This window comes from Streptomyces sp. H39-S7, assembly GCF_027158205.1.
GTDB lineage: Bacteria > Actinomycetota > Actinomycetes > Streptomycetales > Streptomycetaceae > Actinacidiphila.
Genome location: NZ_JAPVLU010000033.1, coordinates 12,530 through 35,416, shown reverse-complemented (window position 1 = coordinate 35,416; position 22,887 = coordinate 12,530). Strand labels below are relative to the sequence as shown.

9 protein-coding genes and 1 pseudogene are annotated in these 22,887 nt (G+C 73.8%); 8 read left to right on the top strand and 2 right to left on the bottom strand.

Annotated features, from left to right (window positions below):
- Positions 1–26 precede the first annotated feature (26 nt).
- A complete protein-coding gene (locus tag O3X23_RS28110; protein ID WP_269274378.1) occupies positions 27–1,562 on the bottom strand; it encodes a helix-turn-helix transcriptional regulator in 1,536 nt (511 codons plus the stop codon).
- A 109-nt stretch (positions 1,563–1,671) separates the two neighbouring features.
- Here O3X23_RS28110 and O3X23_RS28105 point away from each other — a divergent pair, with 109 nt between their 5' ends.
- Entirely contained in the window at positions 1,672–3,039 is a 1,368-nt protein-coding gene (locus O3X23_RS28105) for an MFS transporter (RefSeq protein ID WP_269274377.1), read from the top strand.
- Positions 3,040–3,050: 11 nt separating this feature from the next.
- Here O3X23_RS28105 and hypE read toward each other — a convergent pair whose 3' ends face one another.
- On the bottom strand, positions 3,051–4,058 hold the full coding sequence (gene hypE, locus O3X23_RS28100) for a hydrogenase expression/formation protein HypE (protein WP_269274376.1): 1,008 nt from the start codon (positions 4,056–4,058) through the stop codon (positions 3,051–3,053).
- Positions 4,059–4,294: 236 nt separating this feature from the next.
- Between hypE and O3X23_RS28095 the strand changes: the two genes are divergently transcribed.
- The 7 genes and pseudogenes from O3X23_RS28095 to O3X23_RS28065 all read left to right on the top strand — a co-directional run bounded on the left by O3X23_RS28095 (position 4,295) and on the right by O3X23_RS28065 (position 22,857).
- Positions 4,295–5,818: an amidase gene (locus tag O3X23_RS28095; RefSeq protein WP_269274375.1), complete on the top strand. Its 1,524-nt coding sequence runs from the start codon at positions 4,295–4,297 to the stop codon at positions 5,816–5,818.
- 9 nt (positions 5,819–5,827) lie between these two features.
- Entirely contained in the window at positions 5,828–6,598 is a 771-nt protein-coding gene (locus O3X23_RS28090) for a thioesterase II family protein (protein ID WP_269274374.1), read from the top strand.
- Positions 6,599–6,711: 113 nt separating this feature from the next.
- A complete protein-coding gene (locus O3X23_RS28085; RefSeq protein WP_269274373.1) occupies positions 6,712–7,518 on the top strand; it encodes a hypothetical protein in 807 nt (268 codons plus the stop codon).
- 3 nt (positions 7,519–7,521) lie between these two features.
- Positions 7,522–9,354: a non-ribosomal peptide synthetase gene (locus O3X23_RS28080; protein WP_269274372.1), complete on the top strand. Its 1,833-nt coding sequence runs from the start codon at positions 7,522–7,524 to the stop codon at positions 9,352–9,354.
- 80 nt (positions 9,355–9,434) lie between these two features.
- The gene (locus O3X23_RS28075; RefSeq protein WP_269274371.1) at positions 9,435–10,463 is read left to right on the top strand and encodes a methyltransferase; all 1,029 of its coding nucleotides are present in this window, start codon (positions 9,435–9,437) and stop codon (positions 10,461–10,463) included.
- 31 nt (positions 10,464–10,494) lie between these two features.
- Complete coding sequence (locus O3X23_RS28070; protein WP_138350835.1) at positions 10,495–10,743, top strand: phosphopantetheine-binding protein; 249 nt, start codon at positions 10,495–10,497, stop codon at positions 10,741–10,743.
- A gap of 192 nt (positions 10,744–10,935) precedes the next feature.
- Positions 10,936–22,857 (top strand): annotated as a pseudogene (locus O3X23_RS28065) (SDR family NAD(P)-dependent oxidoreductase).
- Positions 22,858–22,887 lie beyond the last annotated feature (30 nt).

Genomic DNA, 22,887 nt, shown 5'->3' with positions numbered 1-22,887 from the left:
AGGGCGGGGCCTTCGCCAGCATCCCGCTACAGGTGGCGTCCGCCGCGCCCCACCAGATGGGCGACCTGGGTACGGGACACCACACCGAGCTTCTTGAAGATCCGGCTCAGATACGTCTCCACGGTCTTGGGGCTGAGCTGCATCCGGCCCGCGATCTGCTGGTTGGTGAAGCCCGCGCTGACGAGCACGGCGACCTGGACCTCGCGGCGGCTGAGCGACGCCAGCCCGACGGCATCCGGCCCGTCCGGAAGGCCGGCCGTCAGGGGCTCCTCGTCCATCGCGTCCGTCATCGCGGACAGCGGCATCGGCCTGCGGGACGGCGGTGCGGGCGCGGCGGCGGGCGGTGCGGCCGCCCGCAGCGCGCGGCCCTGGGCGCCGTACCGCCAACCCGCGTCCGTGGCGCGCAGGACGAGGCCCGCGACGGCCGGGTGCCGGAAGCGGAAGCGGCGCAGATGGCCGTCGGGCCGGACCAGACCCTCGCTCTGCAGGTCGTCGAGTGCGCCGAGCACCCGTTCCAGCGGCAGTTCGGCCACCTCGGCGACGAGGCCGGGAGTGAACGGGTCGCCGAGCACGGCGGCGGCGCAGGCGGTCCGCCAGGCATCCGGGGACAGCGCGCGGAAGTCCACGGACGCGGCGTCGGGGTTGACCGGCAGCCGGCCCGCGTCCCGCAGGGCGTGCAGCAGCCCCGGCACCCCGGCCGCGTCGCGCAGCAGCAACTGGCGCCGGACCGGGTCGAGCCCGGCCGGCAGCAGCGCGGCGGCGTCCCGCTCCGCGAGCGGGGCCACGTCGACGTGCCGCCAGGACGGGACGGCGCCGTGGGCCCGCAGGGTGCGCAGCGACGAGAGATGGCGTGCGGTGGGGGAGTCGCGGTAGGCGAGCGCGATGAGCACCGGCGCCTCGGGCGGATGCCGGACCAGGTGGTCCAGGAGCTGCAGCGACAGCGGATCGGCGCGGTGCACGTCGTCGAGGACGAGGAGCAGCCCGTTCCCGCCCGCCGCCCGCCCGATCAGGGTGCGCATCGCGCGGATCAGCCAGTACGCGTCCGGGTCGGCTGGGGCGGCCGCGGCCGGCTCCGGCCGCCCGGCGGCCAGCGCGGGGAAGACCCCGGCGAGCCGGTCCGCCTCCCGGGGGCCCAGCCGCGCGGCCAGGCCGGGGCCGATACGCGCCAGCTGGTCGTCGAGCGCGTCGACGAACACCTCGAACGGCACGGCCCCGCCGAGCCGTCCGGCCCGGCCCGCCGCCACCGTCCAGCCGTCGCCGCGCGCCGCCGTGATCAGCTCCGCCAGCAGCCGGGACTTGCCGACCCACGGCTCACCGGCCAGCGACACGATCCGCGCCGACGTCCGGGCGAGCCGCAAGGACTCCTCCAGCACGAGCAGTTCCTGGTGACGGCCGACCGGCGCGGAGCCGGTGGCCTGCGACAGGGCGGTCTCCACAGGCGGCACGTTGTCCTCGCTGTCCTCGGTGGTTCCAGGGGGTCCCGGCTCTCGCAGCGTGCCCGCACCCGCGGGCCCGGCCAAGAGCGTTCCCCTGTCCGGAACCTGCACGACAGGAAGTGCCATGTGGGGGAATTCCCTGACTTACGCCAAGGCTGCCCGTTGGTCAGGCTCGGGGGCAAGTGGGCCTGGCGGCATCCCGCCACGTCCCCGACCGATGCCGGAGGAGCACGTCATGACGGCCGTCGAACCCGAACAAGCTGTCCTGCCGCCGCGGCCCCGACCGCCGGCCGCGCCCGCCGTCCCAGGGGCGCGCCTGCGCCTCGGCTACGCCTCCGGCTCGCTGGTCACCGGCACGTTCAACACCCTGCCCGGCCTCCTGCTGCTGCCCTACCTGACCGACACCCTCGGCATCGGGGCGGCCCTGGCCGGCACGGTCGTCCTCCTCCCGAAGCTGTGGGACGCCGTACTCACCCCGCTGGTCGGCCGGGCGAGCGACCGCACCCGTACGCGCTGGGGAGCGCGCCGGCCGTACGTCCTGCTCGGCGGTCTCGCCGCCGCCCTGACGTTCGCGCTCATGTTCTCCGGGGTCGCGGCCGGCACGGCGGGCGCCTGGTTCACCGGCGCCGGATTCCTGCTCTCCGCGACGGCCTTCGCGTTCTTCCAGGTGCCGTACGCGGCCATGCCCGCCGAGATCACCACCCGGCGCCAGGACCAACTGCGCCTGGTCGGCGGCCGGGTGGCCGTCATCGGGATCGCCGCCCTCCTCGCGGGCGCGGCGGGCCCCGCCATCGCGGACGCCGGCGGCGGGGGCATCCCCGGACACCGCTGGGTCGGCCTGTTCGGCGCGCTCGTCATCGCCGCCGGCGCGGTGGGCGCCTTCCTCGGCACCGCCGGAACCCGCGGCGACCGGGTCCTGGCGAGCGAGCCGAGCCTGCGCCACCAGGTCGCCGTGGCCCGCGCCAACGCGCCGGTCAGGGCACTGCTGCGCTGCGGCGTCGTCCAGTCGCTCGCGACCGGCTTCCTGCTCGTCGGGGCGCCGTACTTCACCGACCACGTGCTGCACGATTCGGACGCCACCGGGCTGGTCGTCGGCGCGTTCGTCCTGCCGAACCTGCTCACCGTCACCCTCTGGTCGCGCCTCGCCTCCCGGATCGGCAACCGCCGGGGCTACACCGCCGCCTGCGGGCTCTTCATCACCGGCTGCGCCGTCCTGCTCGCCTCGCCCGACCTGCCGCTCGCCGTGGTCGCGCTCGCCATCGCCGTGACCGGCACCGGGCACGCGGGCCAGTTGCTCTTCCTGTACGCGATGCTGACCGACCGCACCGCCCACGACACCGAACGCACCGGCCGCCGCCAGGCCGGTGTCTTCTCCGGCGTCTTCACCACCGGCGAGATGCTCGGCCTCGCCCTGGCGCCCTTCCTCTACGGGCTGGTCCTCCAGGTCTTCGGCTACGCGTCGTCCACCGACGGCGGGTCCGCCGGGCAGAGTTCCACGGCGGAACTGGGCGTCCTGCTCGGCTTCACCCTGCTTCCCGTCCTCGCGACGGCCGCCGCCCTGACACTGCTGCGCGGCTACGACCGGCTGGTCGCGGCGGCCTGAACGCTCCTGGTTCAGCGCAACCGGGGCGGTTCCGCGCTGCCGGGCGGCACCCCGGCGGGCAGCCGGTGGACCGGCCCGTCGGGGGAGCGGAGCTCGACGGCCCCGGCGGTGTCCTCGGTGACCGTCCCGACGATGGCGGCCTGCCGGCCGTACGGGTGGCAGCGGAGCGCCGCGAGGACCGCGTCGGCCGCCGCCGGCGGCGCGAACAGGCACAACGAGCCGGCGTTCGCGGCGTGCAGCGGTGACAGGCCGAGGAGTTCGAAGGCGGGCCGGGCCTCGTACTGGACGGGGAGTGCCCCCTCGTCGATCCGGAGCGTCAGGCCGCAGGCGGTCGCGCAGGCGCGCAGCGTCGCGGCGAGCCCGCCCGAGGTGATCGGGGCGGCGGCCCGGAGCGCGTCCGGCGGCAGCCCGTTCAGCAGGGAGGTCAGCGGGGCGCAGTCGCTGGGCACGTGGTGTTCGAAGCCGAGTCCGGCGCGCAGCGACAGCAGATGGACGGCGTGGTTGCCGAGCGGCGCGGTCACCAGCATGCGGTCGCCGGGCCGCACGGCGCTCAGCGCCAGCGGCGGGCGGCGGTGGACGCCGATGCCGGTCGCGGTGAGGAACAGCCGGTCGGCGTCGCCCGCGCGCACCACCCGGGTGTCGACGGCGGCGACGGCGATCCCGGCCTCGTGGGCGGTGTCCCGGACGGACTCCGCCACCCGCCGCAGGAGGTGCAGCGGCGTCCCGGCCTCGACGATCAGCCCGAGCGACAGGGCGTACGGGTCGGCCCCGGTCGCGATGAGCGCGTTGACGGTCCCGGCCACCGCGAGCCGGCCGAGGTCGCCGTTGCCGAAGAACGGCGGGTCGACAACGTAGCAGCCGGTGCGGACGGCGAGCGGCTCACCGGACAGCGGCGGAGGTCCACCGGGCGCGAGCCCCGGTCCGAGGACGTCCAGGACCAGGCTCGTCAACTGCCGCGGGCCGGTTCCGGAGTCGTCGGCGAGCGCGACCTCGCCGACCGGCCAGGAATTCACATCCATTATCAAGGAAGGCTCCCCGTGAACCGCCGTGAACCGGCCAGAAAGGCCTTTTGAGCCCGGACGGGCACGGTCGCACCCTGTTCCCTCCGGACGGGTTCACGGTAGTCGGGGGAAGTTCTGACAGCAGAACGACAGGGGGTGCTAGGGGGCGGGAAAGGGGGTCTGGGCCACAATTCCCCGTACCTAGAATCGGAATCCGTATTCGCGGGGATCGGCCGAGGACAGGATGGACGGGAATGGCTGACGTCAGGACCCGGGTGGCAGAGGCGTTCGACCGCGCGGACCGGCTCGACCCGGTGCTCGGCACGTACCTCGGCCGGTTCACCGAACAGGCCGCCGCCGCGGCGGAGCGACTGGACACGGCCGTCGCGGCCGGCGCGGAGACCGGCCCGCTGCACGGGCTGACGCTGGGCGTGAAGGACGTCTTCGCGACCCGCGACGCGCCCGCGAGCTGCCAGAGCCGGGTGCACGACACGGAGTGGTGGGCCGGGCGCGACGCCGTACCGGTCGCCCGGCTGCGGGCGGCGGGCGCGGTACCGCTGGGCCGCACGACCATGGCGGAGCACGCGCTGGGCCGGCCCGACCCGGCACTGGACTTCCCCGTGCCGCGCAACCCGTGGGACATCAACCGCTGGACGGGCGGATCCAGTTGCGGCAGCGCCAACGGGCTGCCCGCCGAGCTGTTCGACGTCGGCCTCGGCACGGACAGCAACGGCAGCATCCGCATCCCGGCGGCGCTGTGCGGCGTCACCGGCTTCAAGCCCACCCCCGGCCTGGTCCCCGACGGCGGCTGCCGCCCGCTGAGCCGGTCGCTGGACGTCGTCGGCCCGCTGGCCCGCAACGTCAGGGAGTGCGCGAGCACCCTCGCGGTACTCGCGGGCCGGGCGGACGCCACCGCCTGGCGCGCCGACCTGCGCGGCTCCCGCATCGGCGTGCCGGCCAAGGCGCTGGAGGAGTCGGCGCAGCTGTCGGAGGACTGCGCGGCGGCGTTCGCCGGAGCCCTGGAGGAGCTGCGGGAAGCCGGCGCCGAGATCGTCACCGTGGAACTGCCCGAGGTGTACCCGCTGTTCGCGGCGCAGTTCATCACCCTCCTCGCGGAGGCGTTCGAGCTGCACGGCGCCGGACTGCGCACCCGCTGGGCGGAGTACGGGCGGCCGTTCCGCCGGACCGCCGTCCTCGGCGGCCTCGTCGGCGCGCCGACCTACCTGCACGCCCAGCGGGTCCGCGCCGCGGCCGCCGCGAGCCTGCGCGAGCGCTTCGAAGGGCTCGACGCGATGGCCACCCCGACCTGGCCGACCACCGCACCCCGCTACGACGACCCCGCCGCGCTGGGCACCGTCTCCTGGCTGCCCGGCCTGTGGAGCGCCGTCGGCTTCCCCGCGGTCGCCGTCCCGATGGGCTTCGGCGGCGACGGGATGCCGCTGTCGCTGCAGCTCGCGGGGTTGCCGTGGAGCGACTTCGGCCTCGCGGCGCTGGCCGACGTCTACCAGTCGGCCACCAACTGGCACCTGCGCCGCCCCGACCTCGCGGCCGGATCGCTGCCCGCCGCCGTACCGGTCGCGGAACCGCAGGCGTCCCCGGGCGACCCGGAGAAGCAGCGGTGGCTCGCCGCCGCGCTGCGCGACACCGGCGTGGACGTCGACGACGCCGAGGTCGCGGAGTTCACCGGGATGTGGGGGCTCACCTCGATGCTGTTCGGCTTCCTTCCCGAACTCCCGGTGGACCAGGGCCCACTGCTGCCCACCCCGCCCCCTCTGTGAGGAGACACCATGACCAGCACCACCCGTACCACGGACAACCAGTCCATCCGGCGCTACCACACCGCCCTCGCCGGCACCCCGCGTCTCGTCTGCTTCCCGCACGCCGGCGGATCGGCGAGCTTCTACTTCCCCGTGTCGCAGGCGCTCGCCCCGGACATCGACGTACTCGTCGTGCAGTACCCGGGCCGGCAGGACCGGCGCAAGGAACCGCTCCTCGACACCATCGGTGAGCTCGCGGACCGGGTCTTCGAGGACCTGCGGGAGTTCGCCGACGAGCCGCTGACGTTCTTCGGGCACAGCATGGGCGCCACGGTGGCCTTCGAGGTCGCCCGCCGCATGGCGGACGCCGGTCTGCCCGCGCCCGCCCGGCTGATCGCCTCCGCCCGCCGCGCCCCGTCCCGCACCCGCCCCGACCGGGTGCACCAGAAGGACGACGAGGGCCTGATCACGGAGTTGCGCAAGCTCAGCGGGACCGACGCGCGGGTGCTGGGCAACGAGGAGATCATGCGGCTCGCCCTCCCTTCGATCCGCAACGACTACAAGGCGGTCGAGACCTACCGTGCGGACGCGGGGGTGCGGGTCGACTGCCCCGTCACCGTTTTCGTCGGCGACGACGACCCGACCACCACGCTCGCCGAGGCCGCGGCCTGGAGCGACCACACCACCGGCGCGTGCGAGGTCCAGGTGTTCCCCGGCGGCGGCCACTTCTACCTCGCCGACCGGCCGAAGGAAGTACTCGACGCCATCACCCGGCGGATGGGCGTCGCGGTCGCGCGCTGAGCGGGACGGTTAGGGGTGCGGGGGGGCGGCCGTAGGGGGTCCGCCCGTCAGCACCTTTCGTCTAGCGTCGTGCCAACGGAAGAATTCCTGGAATCGGCTGGATAGGGAATCACGTGAGTCTCCTTTCATGGAAATCGCTGGCAAAAGGCGACCGGGACGAATTGATTCTGTCGGTCGATTTCAGCACCAGCGGGCGCACCCAGGCGAGTTTCGCCGACCTCGCCCCCCGACTGGACCCGCCCGCCGCCGCTTTCTGGACGACGCTCCCGCCGACGGCGGACGACGCGGTCGCCCTCGACGGCTACGTCGACTGGTGGCTCACCGACGTACGGGAGAGCGGCCGCCGCGTCACCGCCGTCCTCGGCTACTGCGCGGGAGCGGTCTTCGCCGCCGCGCTGGCCGAACGGATCGGTGCGTGGCAGGACACCCCCGCTCTCGTGCTGTTCGACCCGGAACTGCCCAACACCGCCGGGCTGTACAAGGACTTCCACGCCGCCGGCGACTCCCTCGCGTCACTGCTCATGCCCGAGGAGCTGACGGCGTTCCACGAGGCGGGACGGCAGATCGAACGGCGCTACGCCGACGACCTCCCGGCCGTCGGCCCCGAACTCGCCCTGATCTTCACCCGCGCGGTCGGCACCGCCGCGGAGCGCCTCGAACTCGACGACGACATCCGCGACGACCTCGCCGGGGTCTTCGGCTCGCTGGTCGGCTACCTGGCCGCGGCCTCCGCCATCGACCCGCTGCCGCTGTGGGCCCGCGGCACCGCCCTCACCTCGGGACCGCCGTCGTACCCCGTCGGCCGGGAGCTCCGCTTCGACGTCGACCACGACGACCTGCTGCGCATCAACGGCGTCGCCCGCGCCCTGTCGGAGCTGCTCTCCGGCGACCGCACCGAATCAACGACCGCAGGCAGGTGACCCATGGCTGACCACGGGGGAATCGACGCCGGTCCCGGCGGGACCGGCACGGACGACCGCACGGACCGCGGGCTGCTGCCCGCCCTGATCGAGGCGCAGGTACGGCGAACACCGCAGGGCATCGCCGTCTCCGGGGGCGGCACGGAGCTCACCTACGCCGAACTGAACACCCGGGCGAACCGTCTCGCGCACCACCTCATAGCCGGCGGCGCGGGCCCCGAGCAGCTCGTCGCCGTCGGGATGCGCCGCTCGCTCGACCTGGTGGTCGCGTTCCTCGCCGTGCTCAAGGCCGGGGCCGCCTACCTGCCGCTCGACCTGGACAACCCGGCCGAACGCCTCACGTTCATGATGGCCGACGCCCGGCCCGCGCTGCTCGTGACCACCGCCGCGGAAGCCGGCACCGCCACCGGCGACCAGCCGGTGATCGCGCTCGACGACCCGGAGACCGCCGCCCGCATCGCGGGGGCGCCGGCCACCGACCCCCGCGACCCCGACCGGATCGCGCCCCTGCGCCCGGACAACCCGGCGTACGTCATCTACACCTCGGGATCGACCGGCCGCCCCAAGGGCGTCGTCGTCACCCACCGCCCGCTGGCCGCCTACCTGGACTACGCCCGCACCACCTACCCGAGCGCCGCGGGCCGGGCCCTGCTGCACTCCTCCGTCGCCTTCGACATGACGGTCACCACCCTGTACGCGCCGCTGATCTCCGGTGGCCGCGTCCAGGTCGGCCCGCTGGAGGAGGTGCGCGAGCGGCCCACGTTCCTGAAGGTCACCCCGTCGCACATGGCGCTGCTCGCGACGCTGCCGCCCGAGTCCGCGCCCACCGGCGAACTCGTGGTGGGCGGTGAGCTGCTGCTCTCCGAGACCGTCGCGACGTTCCGCAAGGACAACCCCGGCGTGACCGTCGTCAACGAGTACGGCCCGACCGAGGCCACCGTCGGCTGCTGCGTGCACATCCTTGCGCCCACCGACGAGCTGCCGCCCGGCGCGGTCTCCATCGGCCGCCCCACCCACACCAGCGAACTCCACGTCCTGGACGGCTCGCTGCGGCCCGTCCTGGCGGGGGAGACCGGCGAGCTCTACATCGCGGGCGGCCAACTGGCCCGCGGCTACCTCAACCGGCCGGGACTGACCGCGGAACGCTTCGTCGCCGACCCGTTCGGCGCCCCCGGATCGCGGATGTACCGCACCGGCGACCGGGTACGGCGCTCCGCCGACGGCACCCTGGAATTCCTCGGCCGCTTCGACGGCCAGGTCAAGATCCGCGGCTTCCGCATCGAGCTGGGCGAGATCGAGTCCGCGCTGCTGCGCCGGCTGGAGGTCGGGCGAGCCGCGGTGACGGTCCATCAGGAGCGCGGCGGTGACGCGCATCTGATCGCTTACGTGGTGCCGGCGTCACAGGGCGGCATCGACGTGGGCCGGCTCTCCGCGTACGCCGCCGAGACGCTGCCCGACTACATGGTCCCCAGCGTGATCCTCACCCTGGACGCCCTCCCGCTGAACGCCAACGGCAAGCTGGAGGCCGGCTCCCTGCCGGTACCCCGCTTCGCCTCCCTCACCGCGTTCCGCGCGCCGTGGACCGAGCCCCAGACACTGCTGTGCGAGCTGTTCGCCCGGTACTCCGGCGCGGCCAGGGTCGGCGTCGACGACGACTTCTTCGCGCTGGGCGGCACCAGCCTGGGCGCCGCCCAGGTGGCCAACAAGGCCCGCAGGAGCGGGGTCCGCTTCAGCCTCCAGGACGTGGTCGACCACCGGACCGCGCTGCGGCTGGCCGCGGCTGTCTCAGAAGACTCCGCCGCCCCCGCCCCCGCCCCTTCGCTCTCCACCACGTAGGACCCATAGCTCCCACAGCTTCCACAGCTCCCGTAGGTCCCTCCTGCCCTTCTGTCGTCAACCAGTAGAGGATGAACACGATGTCGCTCTTGCAACTCGCGGGCATGGGGTGGATCTCCCGCTCGCTCAGCGTCGCCGCCCGGCTCGGTATCGCCGACCACCTCGCGGACGGTCCCAAGTCGCCCGCGGAGCTCGCGCAGCTCACCGACTCCGACCCGGACGGGGTGCTGTACCTGCTGCGGGTGCTCGGCATCGTCGGTGTCTTCAAGGAGAACGAGGACGGCACCTTCGAGCACACCGAGACGTCGCAGCCGCTGCGCGACGACCACCCGGAGTCGATGCGCTACTGGTGCGTACTCGGCGGCGAGATGTACTACGACGTCTGGCGCGACCTGCTGACGACCGTCAAGACCGGCAAGCCCGCCTCCCAGTCCGAGTACGGCGGCTCCATCTACGCCTACATGGACCAGGACACCGACGCCGGCGAGATCTACGACAAGGCCATGGCGGACATCACCCGCCCGGCCGCCGCCGAGCTCGCCCGTGACTTCGACTTCTCCTGGATCCGCAAGGTCGTCGACATCGGCGGCGGCACCGGCCACCTGCTCAAGGGCATCCTGGGCGCGCACCCCGACGTCGAAGGCGTCGTCGCCGACCGCGGCGACGTCGCCGAGCGCGGTACCAAGGAACTCGCCGCCACCGGCAACGAGGACCTCATCCGCCGGCTGACGTTCGTCGAGTCGGACTTCTTCGCGGAGGTCCCGGCGGGTGGCGACGCGTACTTCCTCAAGAACGTGCTGCACAACTGGAGCCCGGACAGCAGCGTCAAGATCCTGGAGACCGTGCGCAAGGCCATGGTCCGCACCGTCGAGGACTCCGAGGGCCTCGCTGCGGAGCCGGTGCTCTTCGTCATCGAGCCGCTGCTCGGACACGACAACGCGTCCGCGATCCGCTCGCTCTTCCAGATGGTCGTCTGCGAAGAGGGCACCCGTATCCGCTCCGAGCCGGACATGCGCAAGCAGGCGGAAGGCGCCGGCTTCGAAATCCGCTCGATCAAGCACCTGTCCACGGAGCACAGCGTGGTCGAAATGATCCTGGCCCGGGACTGACGGTACCGACGGGACGGAAAGGAAGCATCACATGTGGGACGCCCAGTTCGAAGAAATCGTCAGGCCCCATCTCTCATTCCTGCCGGAGGACGCTGAATTCACCCCCGAGCTCGACCTCCGGGAATTCGGCCTCGACTCCCTCGGCATCGTCGACCTCCTGATCGCGCTGGAGAACGCGTACGACGTCAAGTTCACCGACGACGCGCTGGCCATGGAGACGTTCGAGACGCCGGGGGCCCTGTGGGGCACCCTGTCGGGGCTCCTGGTCCCGGTCGGCTGACCGGCAGAAGAGGGCTTTCAGCAACACATCGGGGGCGCGGCATCCTTGGCGGGGTGCCGCGGCCCCCGAGGTGTTTCCGGGAAACCCTCCATCCACCGCTGCCCACCCCTGCCCACCCCTGACCGCCGTCACCGGATAGGGGTGGGCAGGGGTGGTTGGTCCGTAAGGGCCGAAATAGCGTGGCCGGAACGAATGGCTGTTCCAGTTCTTCCTCATGAGGTGGCCCACGTGTCGAAAGAGTCGAATGAAGAAAAGCTCCTCGACTACCTCAAGCGGGCTACGGCCGAGTTGAAAGAGACTCGCCGGCGCCTCCGCGCGGAGGAGGACAAACAGCGCGAACCCATTGCCATCATCGGAATGTCCTGCAGATTCCCCGGCGGTGTGCGCAATCCCGAGGAACTGTGGGACCTGCTCGCCGCGGGCGGCGACGCGATATCGGACTTCCCGTCGGACCGCGGCTGGGACATCGAGGGCATCTACGACCCCGACCCGGACACCGAGGCGTCCGGCAAGACGTACTCCCGCGAAGGCGGCTTCGTCCACGATGCCACGGAGTTCGACGCCGAGTTCTTCGGCATCAGCCCCCGCGAGGCGCTGGCCACCGACCCCCAGCAGCGCCTGCTCCTCGAAGCGTCCTGGGAGGCGTTCGAGCGTGCGGGCATCGACCCCGCGACCATGCGCGGCAGTTCGACCGGCGTCTTCGCGGGCATCATGTACCACGAGTACGGCACCGACCGCACGGTCGTCCCCGAAGGCGTCGAGGGCTTCCTGGGCACCGGCACCGCGGGCAGCGTCCTGTCCGGCCGCGTCTCCTACACCCTGGGCCTCGAAGGCCCGGCCGTGACCGTGGACACCGCCTGCTCCTCCTCCCTCGTCACCGTGCACCTCGCCGCCTCCGCGCTGCGCCAGGGCGAGTGCTCGCTGGCCCTCGCGGGCGGCGTGACGGTCATGGCGACCCCCGACACCTTCGTCGACTTCAGCCAGCAGCGCGGCCTCGCCGCCGACGGCCGCTGCAAGCCGTTCGCCGACGCAGCCGACGGAACGGGCTGGGGTGAAGGCGTCGGCGTCCTCGTCCTGGAGCGACTCTCCGACGCACGCCGCAACGGCCACCACGTACTGGCCGTTGTGCGCGGCAGCGCGGTCAACCAGGACGGTGCGAGCAGCCAGCTGACCGCCCCCAACGGACCCTCGCAGCAGCGCGTCATCCGGCAGGCCCTGGCCGGCGCCCGGCTCTCGGCCGAGGACATCGACGCCGTCGAGGCGCACGGCACGGGCACCCGGTTGGGTGACCCGATCGAGGCGCAGGCGCTGCTGGCGACGTACGGGCAGGACCGCCCGGAGGGCCGGCCGCTGTGGCTGGGTTCGGTGAAGTCGAACCTGGGGCACACGCAGGCTGCTGCGGGTGTCGCGGGCATCATCAAGATGGTGCTGGCGCTCGGGCACGAGGAACTGCCCCGCACCCTGCACGTGGACGCGCCGAGCTCGCACGTCGACTGGTCGGCGGGGTCCGTGGAACTGCTGACGCAGGCGCAGCCGTGGCCGGCGGGGGAGCGTCCGCGGCGGGCGGGGGTGTCGTCGTTCGGGATCAGCGGGACGAACGCGCACGTGATCGTGGAGGAGGCCCCGGCGGAGTCCGGGGCCGGGGACGTGGCGGCTGTTGATCTTCCGGTGATGCCGGTAGTGCCGGTGGTGCCGTGGGTGCTGTCAGGCAAGACGCCGGACGCCGTCCAGGCGCAGGCCGCCCGGCTCCGCGCCTTCGTCCTGGCCGACCCGGAGCTGGACCCGGCGGCCGTCGGATCCGCGCTCGCCACCACCCGCTCGGCCTTCACCCACCGCGCGGGCATCGTCGCCGCCGACCGCGACGGCCTGATCGCCGGCCTGACCGCCCTCGCGGAAGGCGGCACCGCCGCCGGCACGGTACGCGGGACGGCCGGCTCCGGGCCGCTGGGATTCCTCTTCACCGGGCAGGGCAGCCAGCGGGCGGGGATGGGACGCGAGCTGTACGCGGCGTTCCCTGCGTTCGCCTCAGCGCTGGACGAGGTGGTGGCGGCGTTCGGCGACCGTCTGGAACTGCCGCTGCTTGAGGTGCTGTTCGCGGATGACGGCGACCGGTTGAACGAGACGGGCTTCACGCAGCCCGCGCTGTTCGCGCTGGAAGTGGCGTTGTTCCGGCTGCTGGAGTCCTTCGGGGTCCGGCCGCAGGTGCTGGCCGGTCACTCCATCGGTGAGCTGGCAGCGGCTCATGTCGCGGGCGTCTGGTCGTTGGAGGACGCGGCCCTGCTGGTCGCCGCTCGTGGCCGGCTCATGCAGGAACTGCCTCCCGGCGGTGCGATGGCGGCGATCCAGGCCACGGAGGCGGAAGTTCTGCCGCAGGTGACGGAGAGGGTGGGGATCGCGGCCGTCAACGGGCCTACCTCCATCGTCGTCTCCGGTGACGAAGAGGCAGTGGCTCAAGTCATCGCCCACTTCGACGAGCTGGGCCGGAAGACCAAGCGGCTGACCGTCAGCCACGCCTTCCACTCCTTGCACATGGAGCCGATGCTCGAAGAGTTCGGCACCATCGCCGCCGGTCTGACGTACAGCGTGCCCTCGATCCCGATCGTCTCGACGCTGACCGGTCGCGCCGCGACCGCCGAGGAGCTCACCGACCCCGCCTACTGGGTCCGGCACGTCCGCGAAGCCGTCCGCTTCGCCGACGCCATCACCACCCTCCAGGACCAGGGCATCACCACCTTCCTGGAACTCGGCCCGGACGCGGTCCTTACCGCCATGGCCGCCGACTCCGCCACCGACACCACCACCCTCATCCCCACCCTCCGCCGCGACCACGACGAAGCACAGGTCTTCGTCACCTCCCTCGCGACCCTCCACACCCGCGGCGGCCGCATCGACTGGCCGGCCTTCTTCGGTACCGGCCACACCCCCGTCGACCTCCCCACCTACGCCTTCGAGCACCGGCAGTACTGGCCGCGCACGGTGGCGTCCACCGGTGACGCGACCGGGTTGGGGCTGCGGTCCGGCGGACACCCGTTCCTCAGCGGGGCGATCACGCTCCCTGACACGGACAGCGTGCTGTTCACCGGGCGGCTCTCGCTCTCCACCCACCCCTGGCTGGCGGACCACGCCGTCTCCGGCACGGTCATCGTCCCCGGCGCCGCGCTCGTCGAGATCGCCGTACGGGCGGGTGACGAGGTCGGGTGCGGCACCGTCGAGGAGCTGACGCTCCAGGCGCCGCTGGGGCTGGGCGAGCAGGGTGCCGTCCAACTCCGCGTGCAGGCGGGGGAGGCCGACGCGGGCGGGCTGCGGCCCGTCACCGTCTTCTCGCGGCCTGAGGACGCGCCCGACGACGCCCTCTGGACCTGCCACGCCGACGGCCTCCTCACCGCCTCGGTGCCGGCCCCCGACCCCGCCTTCGACCTCGCGCAGTGGCCACCGGCGGGCGCCGGCGCGATCGACATCGGTCACCTCTACGGCGATCTGGCCTCGTCGGGCCTGGAGTACGGCCCGCTCTTCCAGGGCCTGCGGGCCGCCTGGCGGCACGGGGACGACGTCTTCGCTGACATCGCACTGCCCGAGGACGCCCCGGACACCGACTCGTTCGGGCTGCACCCGGCGCTGCTGGACGCCGCGCTACACGCGATCAGCCTCGGCGACTTCGTCGAGGACGGCAGCGTGCCGCAGCTGCCCTTCGCCTGGTCGGACGTCGCCCTGTACGCGGCGGGCGCGACGTCTCTGCGGATCAAGGTGTCGCCCGCGGCCTCCGGCGGCGGTGTGGCGCTTCAGCTGGCCGACGCGGCCGGCTCCCCGGTCGCGTCGGTGGGTTCGCTGGTGCTGCGCGCCCTCATGGTGGACCAGCTGACGGCGAACGCCGGCGGCGCCGGCCACCACGAGTCGTTGTTCCGGCTCGACTGGACCCCGTTCCAGGTCGCCGACACCCCTGTACCCGATATAACCGGCGACAGTTGGACCCTGATCGGCGACGACCCGTTCGCTCTTGCCGATGCGCTGACCGAGGCGGGGGAGGTCCTGGCGGCCAGCACCGAGGAGGCCACGCTGACCCTGGCCCAGTTCACCACCCTCCGAACCGCCCCCGCCTCCCCGTCGATCAGCGCTACCGTGCACAGCGCCCTGGCGCTCCTCCAGCAGTGGCTGGACGCCGATCAGCCCCCAGGCTCCCGGCTGGTGCTCGTCACCAGCGGCGCCCTGGCGGCCGCTCCCGGCGACGCCGTCGCCGACCCTGGTGCGGCGGCGGTGTGGGGCCTGGCGCGTTCCGCGCAGTCCGAATATCCGGACCGCATCATCCTTGTGGACATCGACGGCACCCCGGCCTCGGCCGCGGCCCTGGCACCTGCCGTGGCCGCCGCGATTGCCGCCGACGAGACGCAGTTGGCGCTGCGCGCCGGCCAGGCGCACACCGCGCGCCTTCTGCGCAGCTCGCCCGCCGACAGCCTGCGCACGCCTCCCCCCTCCTCCGAAACGGCCCCCTGGCGGCTGGACTTCACCGAGAGCGGGACCCTCGACAGCATCTTCGTCGCCGACTTCCCCGAGGCGGCCGAGCCGCTCGCCGAGGGCCAGATCCGGGTCGCGATCCGCGCGGCGGGCGTGAACTTCCGCGATGTGATGAACGTGCTCGGCATGTATCCGGGCGACGCGGGCCGGCTCGGTCTCGAAGCGTCCGGTGTGGTCGTGGAGACCGGCCCCGGCGTCAGAGGTCTTGCTCCCGGCGACCGGGTGATGGGGCTGTTCTCCGGTGCGTTCGGGCCGCTCGCGGTGGTCGACCACCGGCTCGTCTCGCCCATGCCGATCGGCTGGACGTTCGCCGAGGCCGCCGCCGCGCCCGTGGTCTACCTGACGGCGTACTACGCGCTCAACGACCTGGCCGGACTGCGGGCCGGCGAGAGGATCCTCATCCACGCGGCTGCCGGTGGCGTCGGCATCGCCGCCGTCCAGCTCGCCACCCACCTGGGCGCCGAGGTGTACGGCACGGCCGGCACCGGCAAGTGGGGGACGCTGCGCGGCCTCGGTCTGACCGACGACCGGATCGCCTCGTCCCGCACCCTGGACTTCGAGCGGAGTTTCCTCGACGCGACCGGCGGGCGCGGCATGGACGTCGTGCTGGACTCCCTCGCCCGCGAGTTCGTGGACGCGTCGCTGCGGCTGCTGCCGCGCGGCGGACGCTTCGTCGAGATGGGCAAGACGGACATCCGGGACGCGGAGACCGTGGCCGCCGAGCACCCGGGCGTCGCGTACCAGGCGTTCGACGTCATGGACGCGGGTCCCGAGCGGATCCAGGAGATGTACGCCGCCCTCCTGGAGCTCTTCAACAGCGGCGCCCTGTCCCCTCTGCCCGTCACCGCCTGGGACGTCCGGCAGGCGCCCGAGGCGTTCCGCCACATGGGGCAGGCCCGGCACACCGGCAAGCTCGTCCTGACCGTGTCCGCGCCGCTCGCCCCGGAGGGCACGGTGCTGATCACGGGCGCCACCGGCGCCCTCGGTGGCTTGCTCGCCCGCCACCTGGTCACCGAGTACGGCGTACGCCACCTGCTGCTCACCAGCCGCCGTGGCCTCAAGGCGCCGGGGGCGGCCGAACTCGCGGCCGAACTCACGGAAGCGGGCGCCACCGTCACCGTCGCCGCCTGCGACGCCGCGGACCGCGACGCGCTGGCCGCCACGCTTGCCGCGATCCCGGCGGCGCACCCCCTGACGGCCGTGCTGCACGCGGCGGGTGTGCTCGACGACGGCATCCTCGCGTCGCTCACTCCCGAGCGCGTCGACCGGGTCTTCGGCCCGAAGGCCGACGCGGCACGCCACCTGCACGAGCTGACGCGAAGTCTGGACCTCGCCGCGTTCGTGCTGTTCTCGTCGGCGGCCGGCACGTTCGGCAACCCCGGCCAGGGCAACTACGCGGCCGCCAACGCCTACTTGGACGCGCTCGCCGCGCACCGGCGCGGCGCGGGACTGCCCGCGCTGTCGCTGGGCTGGGGTGCCTGGGCCTCCGAGGGCGGCGGCATGGCCGACGTCCTGGAGGCGGCCGACCGGGAGCGGCTGGCGCGCTCCGGCGCTGCGGCGCTCAGCAGCGCCGAGGGCCTGGCCTTGTACGACACGGCCGTCGGTCTGGCCGCGCACGCCCTCGTCCCCCTGCACCTGGAGCTGTCGGCGACCGCCGCGCCCGACGAGGTGCCGCCGCTGCTGCGGGCGCTGGTACGGGCCCCGGCCCGCCGTGCCGCCCGTGCCGCCACCGGCGGGGCCGCGCTGGAGCTGGGTCCGCGGCTGGCCGCGATGACCCTCGCCGAGCAGGAGGAGTTCCTCCTCGACCTGGTGCGCGGCAATGTCGCGGCCGTTCTCGGCCACTCCGGCGCCGAGGCCATCGACCCGTCCCGGGCCTTCAAGGACCTCGGGTTCGACTCGCTGACCGGTGTGGAGTTCCGCAACCGGCTCGGTTCCGCGGCCGGCCTGCGGCTGCCCGCCACGCTCGTCTTCGACTACCCGGCGCCGGACGTGCTCGCCACGTTCCTGCGCACCGAGCTCGTCGGCGACCTCGTCGGGGACCAGGCCGCCAACAGCGCGGGCCCGGTGGCCACCACGTCGATCTCCGGTGACGAACCCATCGCCATCGTCGGCATGGGCTGCCGGTTCCCCGGCGGGGTGCGCTCCCCAGAGGACCTGTGGCAACTCCTCTCCACCCGCACCGACGCGATGGCCGGGCTGCCCGACGACCGCGGCTGGGACGTCGAGTCGCTGTACGACCCGACGGGCGAGCGCCCCGGCACCACGTACACCGACCAGGGCGCGTTCCTGTACGACGCCACCGACTTCGACGCCCCGTTCTTCGGCATCAGCCCGCGTGAGGCGCTCGCCATGGACCCGCAGCAGCGGCTGCTGCTGGAGACGTCGTGGGAGGCGCTGGAACGGGCCGGGATCGACCCGGCCACGCTGCGCGGCACGTCGACCGGTGTCTTCGCCGGGGTGATCTACCACGACTACGGCACCCGGCTCGGCGAACTGCCCGAGGGCGTCGACGGCTTCCTCGGGACGGGAACGTCCGCCGGGGTGCTGTCGGGGCGCGTCTCGTACGTACTGGGCCTGGAGGGTCCGGCGATCACCGTCGACACGGCCTGCTCCTCGTCCCTGGTCGCCCTGCACCTGGCGATCCAGGCCCTGCAGCGCGGCGAGTGCACGCTGGCGCTGGCCGGCGGCGTCACCGTCATGGCCACCCCCGACACGTTCGTCGACTTCAGCCGCCAGCGGGGTCTTGCCGCCGACGGCCGCTGCAAGGCGTTCGCCTCCACGGCGGACGGCACCGGCTGGGCCGAGGGCGTCGGCATGATCCTCGTCGAGCGGCTCTCGGACGCGCAGCGCAACGGGCACGACATCCTCGCCGTGGTGCGTGCGAGCGCCCTGAACCAGGACGGTGCCAGCAACGGGCTCACCGCCCCCAACGGCCCCTCACAGCAGCGCGTCATCTGCCAGGCGCTCGCCTCCGCCGGGCTGGCCGCCGCCGACATCGACGCGGTGGAGGCGCACGGCACCGGTACCCGGCTCGGCGACCCGATCGAGGCGCAGGCGCTCATCGCGACCTACGGCCAGGACCGGCCCGCGGACCAGCCGCTGTGGCTGGGCTCGGTGAAGTCCAACCTCGGTCACACGCAGGCCGCGGCGGGTATCGCGGGCGTCATCAAGATGGTCACCGCGCTCGGCCACGAGGAGCTGCCGGCGACGCTGCACGTCGGCGAGCCCAGCCCGCACATCGACTGGTCCGCGGGGAACGTGGAACTGCTCACCGAGGCGCGGCCCTGGCCGCGCGGTGGGTCCGGCGCCCGCCGGGCGGGCGTCTCCGCCTTCGGGTTCAGCGGGACCAACGCGCACGTCATCCTGGAGGAGGCGCCGGCGATCGAGCCGGTGACCGTGGAGGAACCGGACACCCTCGCGCCCTTCACCGCCACCGACACCGCCCCCGTGCCGTGGCTGCTCACCGGCCGCAGCGAGATCGCGCTGCGCGCCCAGGCCCGCAGGCTGCACGCCCACCTGGCGGGCGGGCCCGAACTCGGCGCCACCGCCCTCGGCAGCATCGGGCACGCGCTGGCCACCACCCGCACGCCCTTCGAGCACCGCGCGGTGCTCGTCGGGGCGGACGGTCCCGCCCTGATCCAGGCGCTGAAGGACATCGCCGACGGCGTTCCCGCCGCCGGGGTGGAGGAGGGCGTCGCGGGTGCCCCCGGCAAGACGGTCTTCGTCTTCCCCGGCCAGGGCTCGCAGTGGATCGGCATGGCCGCCGAACTCCTGGAGACCTCGCCGGTGTTCCGGGCACGCCTCGAAGCCTGCGCGGCAGCGGCCGACGAGTTCACCGACTGGTCGCTGCTGGACGTGCTGCGCGGTGTCGAGGGCGCCGCGTCCCTGGAGCGTGTCGACGTGGTGCAGCCCGCCCTCTGGGCGGTCATGGTCTCGCTCGCCGCGCTCTGGGAGTCGCTCGGCGTCCGGCCGTCCGCCGTCGTGGGCCACTCGCAGGGCGAGATCGCCGCCGCGTGCGTCGCGGGGGCGCTCAGCCTCCAGGACGCAGCCCGCGTCGTCACCCTGCGCAGCCTCGCGCTCGTCGGCCTCGCCGGCACCGGCGGCATGGTCTCCCTGCCGCTGCCCGTCGCCGAGGCCGAGGAGCTGCTGACCGCCTGGCCCGGACAGATCTCGGTGGCCGCGAACAACGGGCCGTCGTCCACCGTCGTCTCCGGCGACCCCGGCGCGCTCGACGAACTGCTCGCCACCTGCGAGCGGCGCACCATCAGGGCGCGGCGCATCGACGTGGACTACGCCTCGCACTCCTCCCACGTGGAGTCGCTGCGCGAGGAGCTGGAGGACGTGCTCGCCCCTGTCCGGCCGCGGGTGGGACGGGTCCCGCTGTAGTCCACGCTGGAGGACCGGCTGATCGACGGCAGCGGGATGGACGCCACGTACTGGCACCGCAACCTGCGCCACACCGTGAAGTTCGAGCCGGCCGTGCGGGCGCTCGCCCTCACCGGTCACACGGTGTTCGTGGAGTGCAGCCCGCACCCGGTGCTCACCGTCGGTGTCCAGGACACCGTGGCCGCCGCCGGAGCCGCGGGCGCCGTGGAGGGCATCGTCACCGGCACGCTGCGCCGCGACGACGGCGGCGCCTCCCGCGTCCTGACCTCCCTCGGGCGGCTGGTCGCGCACGGCATACGCCCCGACTGGCCGGCGGTCTTCGCCGGCCGCACGCTGGAGCGCACCGAGCTGCCGACGTATGCCTTCCAGGGCGAGCGGTACTGGCTGGAGGCCGTCTCCGGGTCCGTGGACCCGGCCGGGCTCGGCCAGACGCCCGCAGGGCACCCGCTGCTCGGCGCGGCAGTCGCGCTGCCCGACCGCGACGGTCACCTGCTCACCGGCCGGCTCTCCCTCAAGTCCCAGCCCTGGTTGGGCGATCACGCGGTCGGCGGTGTCGTCTTCGTCCCCGGCACCGCGCTGCTCGAACTGGCCGTGCGGGCCGGTGACGAGGCCGACTGCGGCACGCTGGCGGAGCTGACGCTGGAGGCGCCGCTCGTCCTGCCGGAGCGCGGCGAGATCCAGCTGCGCGTCCTGGTCGACGAGCCCGCCGCCGACGGGCACCGCCCGGTGGCCGTCTTCTCGCGGCCCGAGGACAGCGACGAGGACACCCCGTGGACCCGGCACGCGAGCGGTCTGCTGGCGGCCGACACCCCGGCACCCGGTCCCGACCTCACCCAGTGGCCGCCGGCCGGCGCCGAGGCGCTGACGACCGAGAGCCTGTACGCGGACCTGGGCGCCGCCGGCCTGGACTACGGGCCGGTCTTCCGGGGTCTGCGGGCGGCCTGGCGGCGGGACGGCGAGCTCTTCGCCGAGGTCGCGCTGCCCACCGAGGCGGTCTCCGCCGCCGCTGACTACGCCCTGCACCCGGCGCTGCTGGACGCCGCCCTGCACGCCATCGCGCTGGGCGCCCCCGGAATCATGAACGGCCTGGACAACGAGGAAGGCGAGGGGCCGTGGCTGCCCTTCGCGTGGTCCGGTGTCGCGCTGCACAGCGTCGGCGCCTCCGCCCTGCGGGTCCGGATCGCCGCCGCGCCCGGCACCGGCGCCGTCACCCTGAACGTCGCCGACGCCACCGGGGCGCCGGTCGCCGCCGTCGACTCCCTGCTGCTGCGCCGCCTCCCCCTGGAGGCGCTCGCCCAGCTCGGCCCGGCCGGCTCCGACCCCTTCCGCGGCTCGCTGTTCCGCGTCGAGTGGACCGCCGTGACGGCCCCGGGCGACCAGCCGCAACCGGCCGGGGACTGGGCGGTGTTCGGCGACGACCCGCTCTTCCCCGGCCTGCCGGAGATCTTCAGCACCGACGAGCTGGACGGTTCCATCGACACCGTCCTGACGCCCGTGCACTGGCAGAGCGGCACCGAGGACACCGTCATGCAGGCCCTCGGCGACCTACAGGTGTGGCTCGCCGACCCGCGCACCGACGGCACCACGCTCGTCGTCGTCACCCGCGGTGCGGTCGCCGCCGAGGCCGGTGAGGACATCGCCGACCTCGCGCAGTCCGCCGTCCACGGCCTGGTCCGCTCCGCGCAGTCCGAGAGCCCGGGCCGGATCGTCCTCGCCGACATCGGCACCGGCATTCCCTCCCGGGCGCTGCTCGCGGCGGCCCTGGCCACCGGCGAGCCGGAGTTCGCGCTGCGGGAGGGGAAGATCCTCGCCCCCCGGCTGGTCCGGGCCGAGGCGCGGGCCGACGCCCTGGCGCCGTGGCAGTCCGACGGCACCGTCCTGATCACCGGCGGCACCGGCGGTCTGGGCGCGCTCGTCGCCCGGCACCTGGTCGGCGAGCACGGCGTGCGGCATCTGCTGCTCACCAGCAGGCGGGGGGCCGAGGCGCCTGGCGCGGCCGGGTTGACCGCCGAGCTGGAGGCAGCGGGCGCCACCGTCACCGTCGCCGCCTGCGACGTCGCCGACCGCGACGCGGTCGCCGCGCTCCTCGCGGCCGTTCCGCAGGAGCGCCCGCTGCGCGGTGTGGTCCACGCGGCCGGGGTGCTCGACGACGCGACGCTCGGCAAGCTCACCCCCGAGAAGCTGTTCGCGGTGCTCGCCCCCAAGGCCGAGGCCGCCCGCCACCTGCACGAACTGACGGTCGCGGCCGGCACGGAACTGGACGCGTTCGTCCTGTTCTCCTCCTCCGCCGGGGTCTTCGGCAACGCCGGCCAGGCCAACTACGCGGCGGCCAACGCCTACCTCGACGCCCTCGCCGCCCACCGCAGGGCCGCGGCGCTGCCCGGCGTCTCCCTCGCCTGGGGCCTGTGGGCCGAGCCGAGCGGCATGACCGGGCACCTGGAGAGCACGGACCTGGCGCGGCTGGCCCGCTCCGGCATCCGGCCGCTCACCCCCGAGCAGGGCCTGGCCCTGTTCGACGCCGGAGTCGGCGGGACGGAGCCCGCTCTCGTCCCGATCGGCCTCAGCACCGCAGGCCTGCGCTCGCAGGCGGGCGACGGACCCGTGGCACCGCTGATGCGCTCGCTGGTGCGCGGCCCGTCCCGGCGCACCGCCCGGGGCGCGTCGGCGGCCGAGGACGGCGCCCAGGGCGACGCGCTGCGCAAGCGGCTCGCCGCACTGCCCACCGACGAGTGGGAGACCGTGCTGCTCGACCTGGTGCAGTCCTACGCGGCGGCGGTGCTCGGCTTCGCCGGCACCTCGGCGGTCGGCGCCACCCGCTCCTTCAAGGAGCTGGGCTTCGACTCGCTGACCGCCGTGGAGTTCCGCAACCGGCTCGGCGCCGCCACCGGTGTCCGGCTGCCCGCCACCGCCGTCTTCGACCACCCGACCCCGCTGGCGCTGGCCCGGCTGCTCCACGGCGAGTTCGCCCCCGAGCAGACCGACCCGGCCGACGCCGTACTCGCCGAACTCGACCGCCTCGACGGCTACCTGCCGGAGGTGTCCCTCGACGACAGCGTCCACGCCGCCGTCACCGCCCGCCTGGAGGAACTGCTCTCCCGGTTCAGGAACTTGCGTGCCGGCGCGGGCGGCGACAGCGGCGAGAACGTCAACGAACGACTGCAGGACGCCACGACCGACGAGGTCCTGGCATTCATCACGGACGAACTCGGCATCGCCTGAGAGCTGTCCTGGAAGCTTCGACACCTTACG

Coding starts and splice junctions, on each gene's coding strand:
- O3X23_RS28110 (WP_269274378.1), bottom strand. CDS start 1,562: ATGGCACTTCCTGTCGTGCAGGTTCCGGACAGGGGAACGCTCTTGGCC.
- O3X23_RS28105 (WP_269274377.1), top strand. CDS start 1,672: ATGACGGCCGTCGAACCCGAACAAGCTGTCCTGCCGCCGCGGCCCCGA.
- hypE (WP_269274376.1), bottom strand. CDS start 4,058: ATGGATGTGAATTCCTGGCCGGTCGGCGAGGTCGCGCTCGCCGACGAC.
- O3X23_RS28095 (WP_269274375.1), top strand. CDS start 4,295: ATGGCTGACGTCAGGACCCGGGTGGCAGAGGCGTTCGACCGCGCGGAC.
- O3X23_RS28090 (WP_269274374.1), top strand. CDS start 5,828: ATGACCAGCACCACCCGTACCACGGACAACCAGTCCATCCGGCGCTAC.
- O3X23_RS28080 (WP_269274372.1), top strand. CDS start 7,522: ATGGCTGACCACGGGGGAATCGACGCCGGTCCCGGCGGGACCGGCACG.
- O3X23_RS28075 (WP_269274371.1), top strand. CDS start 9,435: ATGTCGCTCTTGCAACTCGCGGGCATGGGGTGGATCTCCCGCTCGCTC.
- O3X23_RS28070 (WP_138350835.1), top strand. CDS start 10,495: ATGTGGGACGCCCAGTTCGAAGAAATCGTCAGGCCCCATCTCTCATTC.